The organism is Nonlabens tegetincola, from assembly GCF_002954355.1.
Classification (GTDB): Bacteria; Bacteroidota; Bacteroidia; order Flavobacteriales; family Flavobacteriaceae; genus Nonlabens; species Nonlabens tegetincola.
The window spans coordinates 404223-417297 of sequence record NZ_MQVV01000010.1 but is presented as its reverse complement, the minus strand read 5'-3'; the positions used below and the strand labels follow the sequence as shown (position 1 = coordinate 417297).

Genomic DNA, 13075 nt, shown 5'->3' with positions numbered 1-13075 from the left:
AGCTGAAATTTAATTTTCTTCAGATTCCGATTCTGAAGTATCATTTGAGCGATCCTTTTTAACACGAACTAGTTTTCCCGTTTTTAATTTATCAGTAACTGCTCGATAAGGACCGGTAATGATTGTTTCTCCTATATCCAGACCATCTGTGACAACGATGTTACTGTTGTCTTGAATTCCTGTCTCTACTACTCTAAGCTTGGCTTTGTTACCATTTAATACATAGACACACTCAAACTTTTTAGCATCCAAAGAAATTTCTGACCTTTTCTTTTTTTCTGTAGTATCAGTTTTAACTACTATCGAACTTATTGGCACTGCAACAATATCTTTACTTTCTCTAGTAATAATATCTACTGTTGCGGTCATACCTGGTTTAAACGGACTGTAATTTTCACTTTTACCTTCTAACAAGTCAGTGTAACTTTCTGGTAAAATTCTAACCTTAACTTTAAAATTTGTTACTTGATCTGCCGTTAATTGACCGCTTGCCGTATTTGCAATTTCAGTAACAACACCTTCAAATTCCTTCTTTAAATAAGCGTCAACCTCGACGATTGCCTTATCTCCTACTTCAATCTTAACGATATCATTTTCATTTACATCTACTTCTACCTCCATGGAAGATAAGTCGGCTACTCTTAATAATTCTGTTCCTGCCATTTGTTGTGTACCAACTACACGTTCACCTAATTCAACTGCAAGAAGTGAAATTGTACCAGACATAGGAGCATAAATACTAGTACGCTGTAAGTTGTCAGATGCTTCATTAAGAGTAGCACCTGCACTTTGAACATTATAAAACGCACTACGTTCTGATGCTTTGGCTCTTTCATAGGCAGCTGTACTGGTATCAAAATCTGCCTGAGAAATTACTCCTTTATTAAAAAGTTGCTTACTTCTGTTATAATTTGCAGTTGCCTCAGCAAGGGTTGCTTTTGCTTGTTCATATCCGGCTCTTGCATTTGCCACACCAGCTCTTGTACGACTAACACTTGATTCTAATAAATCTGGATTAATGCGCACAAGTAAGTCTCCTTTTTTAACAGCCTGACCTTCTTTAATAGGTAATTCAATGATTTCACCAGGAACTTCTGGAGAGATACTAACTTCAACCTCTGGTCTGATTTTTCCGGTAGCACTTACTGTTTCTGTGACATTCATTTTTGTCACTTCCTTGGTCTCTACCAGTAAACCTTTATCACCGCCGCCTATGGCTCCAGTCGATTTAAGACCGATTAAACCTAAAACCGCTACAACGATAATAATACCTATGATGATTAAAGTTTTTTTCATTTATCTTATAATTTTAATTCTAGAGGTTCTATCCCAAAAAACAATTCAAGCACCTTAAGTCTAAAGATATAGTCGTATTTAGCTTGATTTAATGTAATGATAGCATTGTCGTATCTCAACTTACTTTGACCAAAATCAAATGCATTTGTAAGTCCCACATCATATCTTTCTTTTGCATACTCATAAGCTAATTCTTGAGATTCTAATGCGGTTTTTGCAGCGTCAAAAGCCTGACGTGATCCTTGTACATCAACGTAAGCTTGGTACACACTACTTTCTAGATCCAATTTTGCTTGTTCTAATTGGTATTTAGAACGTTCAATATTAATTTGACTGCGCTCTACATTACTACGAACACTAAAACCATTGAAAATTGGAACATTAAGTTGGAAACCATAAGCTATACCATCGTTTTGATACAATTGATCTATAAAAGGCTCTGCTCCTACTAGTACGGTTTCTAATACTGGCACTTCAGTTACCACATTTTGTCCTGTACCTTCAACAGTTCCTATGATTTGTGTTTCGGTAGGATTATTAGGGTCGGCTATACGTTGGTCAAACGAGGCATTGTTAGTATATCTGGTATCATAGCTAAAAAACGCACTTACTGTAGGCAAGTAAGCTCCTTTGGCTATTTGTAAGTCTTTCTTGGCTAATTCTAAATTCTGTTCTGCGATTCTAACCTCTGAACGATTTTCTTCAGCAGAACTGATGATTTCTGTAACTGGTTTTTCAGAAACATCTTCATCAATTACCTCAAAATCCTCATCGGCAATATCAAAGTTCTCATAGTCCTCAATCAACAGCAATTGAGCAAGACTTACTCTACTTATAATTACAGCATTTTGTGCGTTGATAATTTGTTGTTGCTCTGTAGCATCTTGAGCTTTGATTTCTAATAAATCTCCTCGTGGTAGTTGACCAGCATCTACCAATTCTTGAGTTTGCTTAATTTGATCCTTTGTAATCTCGTTTTGAGCTTTGAAGGTTTTCAAATTTGCTTTATTTGTAAGTATTTGAAGGTAGTTATTTGCAACTGCAAGCGCTATGTCATCTTTCATTTTATCTAGACGATATTCACTAGCAATTTTTGAAATTTTTGCTCTTTGTAATTGTCTAAAGTTTCTAAACCCGTCAAATACGTTATAACCTACATTAACTCTTCCTGTTGCAGAAAGGAATGTTGTTGTTTGAGCGTTATTGGTAACTGGGTTAAAACTTAATCCGGTATTTTCTGAAACTCCTGCACCTGCATTTAACGACGGTAAAAGATTACCCAGTGCGCTCAATTTATCGGCATCTGCTGCTTTTAAATCTAACTCACTTTGTTTGATTGAAATGTTGTTATCCAGTGCGTATTGTACACACTCTTGTAAAGTCCATTTCTTATCGGTAGATGTTGTTGATTGTGCTTGAATCGCTTTCGCGAAAGCGAAACACATAATAATTAAGAGTACTTTTTTCATAATTGGATATCTATATGTAGATCTCGAAGATGATTTGTTACAAGAATTTTATCCATTATATCCTCCACGGCCTTGTGGAGCTTTTAATGGATTCCAAACTTTTATTGCGTCGTCCTTGCTGATACCTGATTTAATTTCAACAAAAATCCCATCACTAAGTCCTAATTCAACTTCCTTGCGCTGGAATTGTTGATCTCCTGTTTGGATTTCAACGAAAGGTTTTTTTGTCTCATTATCGTATTGTACAAGGGCTTCCTTGATTGCAAGCACATCGGTACGTTGATCAAGGATAATACTTGCGTTTGCACTGAGTCCTGCTCGTATAAATGAATTTGTTTTGTTTTCCTCTGGAGCTTTAAGGGTTCCTTTAATCGCAAATTGAATAGCACCATTTTCTTCTACACCTTTAGGAGCTATATAGTCAAGTACTGCGTCGTATTTTTGGTTATCATAGGCACCTACAGTAATCTTAAGCGGTAATCCTTCTTTGATTTTACCTACTTCACTTTCATCTACCTTACCTTCAAATATCATCTTATTAATATCTGCAATAACCGCAATGCTAGTTCCCTCGTTAAAATTATTTGCCTCAATTACTTGGTTTCCTTCTTTAACTGGAACGTCAAGTACCATTCCATCAACGGTAGATCGTATTGCTGTTTGTGCGTATTTACCCAAAGATCCTGAGGTCGTTCCTGTGCGCAGGATGTCATAATTTTGTTGTGCTCCTCTTAAATTGACTTGTTCTTGTTTATAACGTTGTAACGCATTGTTGTATGCGTTTTGTGCTAGATCAAAATCATTTGCGGCTACAACTCCTTTATCAAAAAGCTGTTTTTGCCTTTTATAAATCGACTCCTGATTATCTAGTGCAAGTTTTGCGGTTTGTACCGCGTTACGAGCTTGGTCAATACTATTCTTTGCATTTGTAAGTGAGCTCACGTTAGGAACCACTTTGATTTCTGCTATAAGATCACCTGCTTTAACAAACTCACCTGCTTCAACATGAATTTTATCAATAACACCTGAAATATTAGGCTTAATATTAACTTCTTCTTTAGGTACAATGCTACCTGTTGCGACAGTTTCTTTAACGATCGTTTTTGTTTCTGGTTGTTCTGCGGCATACTCAATCGGATCTTCTTGATCCTTTTGCCATATCCAATAAATTCCGATTAATGAGGAAATTACGATTACTAATAAAACAATTATAGTCCCTGTTCTTTTCATCTAGGTTAGTGTTTATTCTGTTCTTAAAGCGTCTACTGGTTTCATAGTGGTTGCACGACTAGCAGGAATTAATCCTGCAAAGAGTCCTGCAACAGTAAGAAATATCAAAGCGATAATTATTACTGTTATATTTACTGTTGGATTTTTAAAATTATCTACCGGTCCATTCATATCCAGTGCATAATTCATTAACCACATAACTAATGCAGAAAATGCAATACCTGCTAATCCAGAAATTAAGGTAAGGACAAGTGATTCTTGAAGAATTTGTTTTTTAATCATCCAAGGAGTAGCTCCCAATGCACGGCGCACTCCTATTTCATTAGTTCGTTCTTTTACTACAATGAGCATGATATTACTGATACCGATTCCTCCTGAGAAAAGGACAAGTATTCCTACGAAATAACCAACAATTTTTAGAATATTAAAAAGGCCTGAGAATTGTGCAAACCTTTCTGCTAAATCAAAATTACCTACAGCTCGCATATCATCTGGATGCACTTTGTGCTGGGATCTCATTAATGCAAGTATGTCTGGCTTTAATTCGGTAATACTGATATCATCATGAGCGGTCAATGTAAACCACCCAACGTTGTCTGCTGTGTTGAAAGCCTTGGCAAAGGATGTAAAAGGAATAAAAATGGTATTCGCCTGTTCCTCACTATCTCCTTTTGTGTTTGGGTTATTAAACACTCCTATCACTTTAAAATTAACACCATTAATTTTTATGTACGAGCCGATAGGCTCTTCTCCCAAGTCAAATAAAGTTTTTTCTACATCTACACCGATTACCGCACTTTTCATTTTATTATCAATATCTGAGTAACTGATCCAGCGACCCTTGATAATATCCATGTATTGTTGATTAATAAATTCTGGGTAATCTCCATTTACCTGAAAGGCTCCTGTTTTTTCTTTACGAGTAACATTATTTGCTCCACGATAACCACCTAGTTGTAATCTAGGTGAGACATACTTTAATCCAGGAATGTTATTTTTTAAAGCGTCGATATCATCTGTTTTGAACTGAACACGACGACCTTTATTCATTCCTTTGTAGGCCATTGACGTACTTTGACCCCACATGAACATGGTGTTTGTAGCTTGATTTGCAAAATCAACGGCTACACCTGTACGCAAACCGTTAGTTAAAGCTAATAACAACACTAGTATTGTTATTCCCCAAAAAACCCCAAATGCGGTTAGAAAGGTTCTAAATCTATTTGCGTTAAGCGCTTCTAATATTTCGTTCCAACGATCTCTATTAAACATACTATTCGTCTCTTAATGCCTCAATTGGCTTAATATTAGCTGCTCTCCTAGCAGGTATAAAGCCGGCTAGTGCTCCTGCCACAACAAGAATGAAAACCGTAGTCATAACAGTAGTAAAGTCTACTGTTGGATTGTGTATGAAATCCATTTCTACATAAGGAGCAAAAATTTGTAGTAATCCTACACCTGCAAACAAACCTAATAGTCCTGCAATTAATGTTATAAAAATAGCCTCTTGGAGCACCATAAATATAATTTCTGAAGGTAGAGCTCCTAAAGCTTTACGTATTCCTATTTCTTTGGTACGTTCACGCACGATAATGATCATAATATTCCCTACACCTACTACACCTGCTATTATTGTACCTATACCAATAAACCAGAAAACAAATCTTATTGTATCGATCAATCCGAATATTTTCTTTGCTTCTTCTAATGTGTCGTCAACTCTAACCGCTATACGATCATCTGGAGCTACAATAAATTTAGTTCTTAAATCATTGTCTATTGCTTGAGCTAGCATTGCACTGCGTTCCACAGTTTCATCAAAAGTTGCAGCTGGCTCAACCGTTATTGCAATTCGATTTACATTATCTCCTGCGTTAAATACTTGTTGTGCACTAGATATAGGAATAAATGCTCTAGATTCTTCACGAGTTCCTCCAGGATCCGTATAAACTCCTATAACTTTATAGTTAATGTTGTTATTAAGGAGGATTGTTTTACCAATAGGATCTTCCTGCTTAAATAGATCTTCTTTAATTTGATAACCGATAACAGCTACCTTTCGGTTTTCATCAACATCTTGCTGACTGATGAATCGACCTGAAACTAATGTTTGATTTTCTATGTATTGTTGGTCTGCCTCGGCTCCTTCAATACGGTAATTACCTTGCTGCTGCTTGTAGTTTATTTGTCCGCCCCAATTTGAGTATAAAGGCGTTTTATACTCAATATAATCTTCATACTTTTCAGTAAGGTTATTGTAATCACCATTGCGCAATTGTAATCGCCTTCCAGGATTTAATCCTTTATATCCTTTTGAAGTTACCCTTGTGGAAACCTGAATACGATTAGTAGCGTCTTGTTCAAATTGTTTGCGAACTCCATTTTGTATTCCAGAGGAAAATCCAAGAAGAATTACCAATATGAAGATTCCTGATGCGACCGACATACTGGTTAAAATAGTACGTAATTTATTTTTGCTTATTGCTTCAAATATTTCCTGCCATCTTTCTACATTAAACATGTTGGATAGCTTTTACTTGTTCTACTTTACGATCGTCAATGATTAAACCATCTTTTAAATTCACCACACGCTTTGTCATTTCGGCAATGTCGGGTTCGTGTGTTACAATAAGAATGGTACGACCTTCATCATTAATTCCTTGAATAAGATCCATCACTTCGTATGAAGTCTTGGTATCTAGAGCTCCTGTTGGCTCATCGGCAAGTAGTACCTTTGGATCACTGGCTAGCGCTCTAGCGATTGCGACACGCTGCTTTTGACCTCCAGAAAGTTGATTAGGTAAGTGTGTTGCCCAATTTGCCAGACCTACTTTATCTAGATAATGAAGCGCCTTTTCTTCACGTTCTTTTCTATTTACTCCTTGGTAATAAAGTGGCAAGGCTACGTTATCAATTGCTGTTTTGTAATTGATCAGGTTAAAAGACTGAAAAATGAACCCCAAAAACTTATTTCGATACTGGGCAGCAATTTTTTCATTGAGATTTTTAATAGGAACACCATCAAGAACGTAGCTACCTTCATCTGCCTCGTCTAACATTCCTAGAATGTTAAGCAATGTACTTTTACCAGAACCTGAGGAACCCATGATTGAAACTAGTTCTCCTTCTTTAACACTAAAGTCTATACCCTTAAGTACATGAAGAGAATTGTTACCTGTACGGTAACTTTTGTGTAGGCCTTTAATTTCAATCATTATAATGGTTGTTACTCTGTTTCTTTAAAGAAACATATTAACTAGACCTCAAATTTCCGCAGATGTTACAGTGACAGAACCTAAAAAAACGTTAAATCAAGTTTTTTTGGTAGTGCTGCGATAGATCATATATATAATACCGCCAATTAAAATGTATGGAAATGCCATTAGGTAGGTAATTCCATCGTTTAAACCTTCTGCCTCTGCTTTGTTGCCAGAACTTTCAATTACGGCACGGCACATTGCACATTGCGCTTTCGCGAAAGCGGAATAAAGAAAAACAGTGAGTAATACTAAAAACCTTTTCATTCTAGTCGATTAGTAGTAAGGAGCCATGAAAACATACACTAAAACACCTGTTATTGCAACGTATAACCAAATAGGGAACGTCCATCTTGCTATACGACGGTGTTTCTCGTATTTTTTATTCCAAGCAAAATACATAGTGTATAGTACTAACGGCAGTATAATACCAGATAAAACAATGTGCGATATCAAAATGAATAAATAAATTGCTCTAAAAGGGGCATCCTCGGGATATGGAGTTGGATCGTTGCTAATTTTTGATATTACATAGCTCACAAGAAAAATGGCACTCAATACAAAAGCGGTAGTCATAACCTTGCGGTGCTTTTGTCGATCACCATTTTTTATTAAGAGTAAACCCGTTACTAACAATAAAGCAGTCATACCGTTTATACATGCATGAAGTAAAGGAAACATGCCTGCTTCAACTCCTAAAAAGTTGAAACGCTCTGGTAAGAACATAAGAACTACCACTACCAATGGAACTAATATTGAAATGGCTATAATAATGGCTGGACCTCTTTTTTCTAACATAATTAATCGTTTAAAAGTGTAACTGCATCCTCAACTATTTCATCTATTTGTGGCGGCGCATCAAATTCCTCAACACCGCGATATACCATAATCCAATTACCGTATTCATCCTTGCGAGACCTTAAGAAACCTTCTTTATCTACTAAAGCAAAGTTTCCACTGTGTTCAAATCGAATTGCTGGATCATCACTTTTTTTAATGTATGAACTAAAACCTTTTTCGGCTAGTTCAAAAACATCGTCAATCTCTCCATGTAAGAACCACCAGTTACGCGTATCATCGGTATACCTTGCGGCATACTCCTTCATCACTTCTGGAGTATCTGTAATTGGGTCAATGGTTATAGAGATTGCTTTGAAATTTTTGTATTCCTTTAATTCATCATGAACGGTTGCCATATTCTTACTCATGGGTGGACAAATAAGACCACAACTTGTAAAGAAAAAATCAACGATATATACCTGACCCAATAAGGTTTCATTAGTTATCGTATCACCACGTTGATTGACAAATTTAAAGTCTGGAATCTTTCCATGCTTATACAGAAATTTATCGGCCACGGGAGCGCGATCTTCTGTACGATTGCTATCTACGACTTTATCCTTATTGATATAATGCACGACATTCTTAACCGCAAAATAGCCGAAAATGACAATTATTATTGCCAAGCCAATGTAATAGGGCGTGTCCTTTTTCTTACTCATCTTTCTTTATCTTTTCTGAGCGATTCTTCTTAAAAGCCATACGATATTCGGCCATAAATACACGAATATCATCAACCATTGTTTTATTTATGGCTGCAAGTGAGCTAGTATCATAACCAATAACTTCATCCTCTTCATCATTGCCAGGTCTGCCACGTAAGCGTGCCTTTTTATCAACCATAAAAGCGTAGTCAGACGATAGATCAGAGTTTAATTCCAAATCTGTTCCTAAAGAATTAAAAAAATCTTTGATGCTTTGGCCATTACCAGTTAAAAAATGCCAATCGGTTAAATCAGTATTTGTTTTTAATTGATAGTAAACATCTTTCATATCACCTGTTCCACTGGTATCAATGATACTTATCATTTGAAAATTTTCAAATTCATGAAATTTGCGGTACACCTTTTCATTGATGTTTGAAATATAACCAATACGTTGATAAGGATTTTTACCGAGAAATGTAATTATTGTAAGACTATCCTTTAATTGTAATGTGGCATTGTCCTCCAATCTTTTGAAATTTTCAATAGATCCGATAGATTCCTTAACCACTGGCAAAGTTTTAAACTTGTGCTCTCCATTCAAAAAAAACAAATATGCAATTAAAGGCAATGCAAAAAGTACTATGAGTACAAAATTACTTTTTGCCTTATTTGTTTGATTAATTCCTTTTGCCGGTGGTAACTTTTCCATAATCAGGTATAAAAAAGGACGGTAAATACCGTCCTAGTTCGTTTGTTATTAGTAAGCATTAGAAGTCAAAACTTACGGCTGCATTCTTATAAACCTCATATATATAATCACCTTCTACAAGAAGTATAGCTATTAAGTAGATTATTAAGAAAACTCCTGTCCAAACTACTGCTCTTCTCAAACCACTTACCTCGTCACGCATGTGCATGAAATCCCAAGTAATATAATAAGCTTTTACAAGAGTAAGTATGATAAATATCCAGTTAAGCCATTTAAGGGCAAGGAATTTACCGTTTAAAATATCTGGCTTTATATAACCTAGAGCAACTTCAATAATAGTTACGATAGATAAGAAGATAAGTACACCCCAAATCTTTTGAGTGTTTGATTTAAACTTAACTAAACCTCTAAATATCTCTAATTTATGTGCGTGTTCTGCCATTTTAAAAATCTTTATCTATTATTAAACTAAGTAGAAGAATGTAAATACGAAAACCCAAACAAGGTCTACAAAGTGCCAGTAAAGACCAACTTTTTCAACCATTTCATAACTTTTTCTTCTTTCATATGTTCCTAAAAGAACATTGAAGAAAATCACTAGATTGATCATCACACCACTAAATACGTGAAAACCGTGGAATCCAGTGATAAAGAAAAAGAAGTCTGCAAATAGAGGAGCTCCGTACTCGTTTACCGTAAGGTTTGCACCTTCAACTACAGCCTTACCATCCTTTTCTAATTTAATTAACGCTTCTTCTCTAGAAAGAACTAACTTCTCTGAAGCACCAGTTTCTGGGTTTTCAATAAGTTGTTGTGTTCTTATTGTAATATCTGGATTAGCTTTAAAAGCATTTTTCACTTCTTCAATAGTATAAGTTCCTTGATATCCAGATGACTCATACCATATTCCTTCACTATTACCTAAAAACTCTGCATCTCTAGGTCCAACAGTAACAAATTCATCAAGACCTACACGTTTTTTATGATCATCAACCTTAACAAATTGTAAAATTTTACCACCGTTTGTTTGAACAGCTCCGTACTCTCCATTGATGAAGTTTGCCCATTCCCAAGCTTGTGAACCAACGAAAATGAAACCTCCAATTATAGTAAGCAACATGTAAAGAGAAACCTTCTTTTTGTCCATGTGGTGACCAGCATCAACGGCTAGTACCATTGTAACAGAAGAACCAATAAGGATAAAGGTCATCAACGCCACATAAAACATAGGTGCATCAACACCATGTAAAAATGGGAAGTGGTTAAACACTTCATCGGCGATAGGCCATTCTTCAATAAATTTAAATCTTGAAAAACCGTATGCGGCAAGAAATCCTGAGAAGGTTAATGCATCGGACAAGATGAAAAACCACATCATCATCTTACCATAGCTAGCGTTTAACGGTTTTGCATCACCGCCGCCCCATTTTTGTCCTTCAGTTCCAGTAGTAGCTACTGCTGTTTCCATAGTTAGTTATTAGATATTCAATAAGTCGCAAAAATAAGTCTAAAAATTCTTTTATGCTAGTAAGAAAAACACAAGTAATAACACCCACAAAATATCTACAAAGTGCCAGAATATAGCACCTAGCTCAAATCCTAAATAATTTTGAGAGTTATACTTACCTTTAATTGCATTAAATGTTATCACCATTAAGCTTATTAATCCCGCGACAATATGGACCAAGTGCGCAAAAACAATGATATAAATAAAGCTAGCTGATACACTACTACCACGACCGGTAAAGTAATGTTTTAGGTTATATAAAGTTTCAAAACCTGCGAATTGCATGTAGACAAAAACAGATCCCAAGACAAAAGTAGTAACCGTTAAAATAACAGCACCCTTATTATTTCCAGCTTTAATACTGCGCTTTGCAAGCCACAATGCTATTGAACTTAAAATTATAATTCCTGTACTGTAGTAAAATTCTTGTGGCAATTCTATTTCAACCCAATCTTTTCTGGGCCTACTTACTAGATAACCTGAGGTAAGACCTGCAAACATCATCACCATACTGGCAATTGCAAAATACATCATTTGCTTTTTGCTTCTTGCTAACTTCACCTCATGAGGTACTTCTGTATAATCAGTCATTAACGTAAAAATTTATCGGCAACATAAATTATCTGGATTAGGGTAATGTAACTCACACTAACCAACATTAATTTACGTGCTACTGTTTTACTTTGTTCTTTAAATAATTTGATGGCATAATATAAAAACCACAATCCTAATATTCCTACCAATATTGCACTGTACCAAGTGATGTACAATTCTCCCGTGATGTTAAACACTGGAATTATAGAAATCAAAACTGTCCATATGGTGTATAATACAACTTGTAATGCCGTTCCTTTATCGGCAGCACCTGTAGGTAACATTTTAAAACCACCAGCTTTATAGTCGTCTTCTAACATCCAACCTATCGCCCAAAAATGAGGAAATTGCCAGAAAAACTGCAGCATAAAAAGAGTTCCTGGCTCTATACCAAAATCACCACTAGCAGCTACCCAACCTAGCATATAAGGAATAGCTCCTGGAAATGCTCCTACAAAAACACACAAGGGTGTAATTGTTTTTAAAGGAGTATAAATAGCCGCGTATAACACAATACTTAGAGCACCAAAAAATGCCGTCGGTATATTAATAAGATAAAGTAAAAACACACCTGTAAGGGCCATGGCTATTCCATAAGTCCAGGCAACAGGCACGCTTATTCTACCCGTAGGAAGCGGTCTGTTTTGAGTACGCTTCATGAGAGCATCACGATCGCGCTCAATAATCTGATTAAAAACATTTGAACTACCTACAAGAAAATATCCGCCTGCACATAAATAAAAAAGCTCTAGAAAATCTGCGTTTTCAACAGCAAGAAAATAACCTGCAATAGAAGAAAAAACAACAACCACAGATAGCCTAGGCTTTGTTATTTCAACAAAGTTTTGAATAGCGCTTGGAGATTTTATAACCGTTTCTGTTTGACTCAAATCCTCAATTTAAAAGGTTTGCAAAGATACTTATGAAGTCGTCCTTGAGCAAAGGAATTAACAGATTGTCGCACAATATTTTCCAAGAATAATGCGATAAAAATATTCTTCTAAAGTGAGTGTGAATACGCTTTCGCGAAAGCGTACTTAATTATCAACTTTTACTGCTGCCTAGGTGGTGCGCTGGGATAAAAAAGCGGCTCTTTGACAGGAACATTGTTTACAATAATCCATAGATCACCAATTAGAACAGCCATATCACCGTCATCTACTTTACGCACGGCGTTTTCAGGGAAAGGTATTTCATTTACAACCTCTTTTGAAGAATCTGAATGCATTACCACGTCTCCTTTTTGATTATTGAGTCTCACCCTATACCAGTTAGGTTTATCTGGATGGATGGATACCTTATCGGTCCAAGAACCCTTGAAATATACTTTACTAGGTTTTGCATCAAAGAATGCTTTTTCAAAATCAATTAAATATCCTGATCCAGAACCTGGCGCGCCACCGCTCCATTGCTGTACAGATATTGTATTTTCATTGTTTTTTGCATTCATAGTTGCTACTCCTTCTTTTGATTTACAATTAACAAGTGTTAATGCAATCATTAAAACCATCCATTTCATTTTTAAT

15 protein-coding genes are annotated in these 13075 nt (G+C 35.8%); all 15 read right to left on the bottom strand.

The genetic code is table 11. The features are described from left to right. Positions 1-9 precede the first annotated feature (9 nt). On the bottom strand, positions 10-1296 hold the full coding sequence (locus BST93_RS02420; RefSeq protein ID WP_105017942.1) for an efflux RND transporter periplasmic adaptor subunit: 1287 nt from the start codon (positions 1294-1296) through the stop codon (positions 10-12). Positions 1297-1301: 5 nt separating this feature from the next. Next, on the bottom strand, positions 1302-2765 hold the full coding sequence (locus BST93_RS02415; protein ID WP_105017941.1) for a TolC family protein: 1464 nt from the start codon (positions 2763-2765) through the stop codon (positions 1302-1304). Between the two features lie 48 nt (positions 2766-2813). Next, a complete protein-coding gene (locus tag BST93_RS02410) occupies positions 2814-3995 on the bottom strand; it encodes an efflux RND transporter periplasmic adaptor subunit (protein ID WP_042277042.1) in 1182 nt (393 codons plus the stop codon). Positions 3996-4007: 12 nt separating this feature from the next. Beyond that, entirely contained in the window at positions 4008-5267 is a 1260-nt protein-coding gene (locus BST93_RS02405; protein ID WP_060523595.1) for an ABC transporter permease, read from the bottom strand. A 1-nt stretch (position 5268) separates the two neighbouring features. Next, entirely contained in the window at positions 5269-6516 is a 1248-nt protein-coding gene (locus tag BST93_RS02400) for an ABC transporter permease (protein ID WP_042277038.1), read from the bottom strand. After that, positions 6509-7210, bottom strand: coding sequence for an ABC transporter ATP-binding protein (locus BST93_RS02395; protein ID WP_042277036.1), 702 nt, complete (start codon positions 7208-7210; stop codon positions 6509-6511). The genes BST93_RS02400 and BST93_RS02395 overlap by 8 nt, the downstream gene beginning before the upstream one ends. A gap of 96 nt (positions 7211-7306) precedes the next feature. Then, positions 7307-7519, bottom strand: coding sequence for a CAMCR motif-containing small membrane protein (locus BST93_RS02390; RefSeq protein WP_042277035.1), 213 nt, complete (start codon positions 7517-7519; stop codon positions 7307-7309). Between the two features lie 9 nt (positions 7520-7528). Further along, positions 7529-8050, bottom strand: a complete 522-nt coding sequence (locus tag BST93_RS02385) for a DUF420 domain-containing protein (protein WP_042277033.1) — start codon at positions 8048-8050, stop codon at positions 7529-7531. Positions 8051-8052: 2 nt separating this feature from the next. Continuing rightward, entirely contained in the window at positions 8053-8754 is a 702-nt protein-coding gene (locus BST93_RS02380) for an SCO family protein (RefSeq protein WP_105017940.1), read from the bottom strand. After that, positions 8747-9448: a membrane or secreted protein gene (locus BST93_RS02375; RefSeq protein WP_105017939.1), complete on the bottom strand. Its 702-nt coding sequence runs from the start codon at positions 9446-9448 to the stop codon at positions 8747-8749. Before BST93_RS02375 ends, BST93_RS02380 begins: the two co-directional genes overlap by 8 nt. 58 nt (positions 9449-9506) lie before the next feature. Next, complete coding sequence (locus tag BST93_RS02370; protein ID WP_042277024.1) at positions 9507-9890, bottom strand: cytochrome C oxidase subunit IV family protein; 384 nt, start codon at positions 9888-9890, stop codon at positions 9507-9509. 21 nt (positions 9891-9911) lie between these two features. Further along, complete coding sequence (locus tag BST93_RS02365) at positions 9912-10916, bottom strand: cytochrome c oxidase subunit 3 (RefSeq protein ID WP_085775372.1); 1005 nt, start codon at positions 10914-10916, stop codon at positions 9912-9914. A gap of 51 nt (positions 10917-10967) precedes the next feature. Next, positions 10968-11546 carry a cytochrome c oxidase subunit 3 gene (locus BST93_RS02360; protein ID WP_244895615.1) on the bottom strand — a complete coding sequence of 193 codons (579 nt, stop codon included), beginning with the start codon at positions 11544-11546 and terminating at the stop codon, positions 10968-10970. Next, complete coding sequence (gene cyoE, locus BST93_RS02355; protein WP_105017938.1) at positions 11546-12439, bottom strand: heme o synthase; 894 nt, start codon at positions 12437-12439, stop codon at positions 11546-11548. Before cyoE ends, BST93_RS02360 begins: the two co-directional genes overlap by 1 nt. 161 nt (positions 12440-12600) lie before the next feature. Next, complete coding sequence (locus tag BST93_RS02350) at positions 12601-13068, bottom strand: hypothetical protein (protein WP_105017937.1); 468 nt, start codon at positions 13066-13068, stop codon at positions 12601-12603. Positions 13069-13075 lie beyond the last annotated feature (7 nt).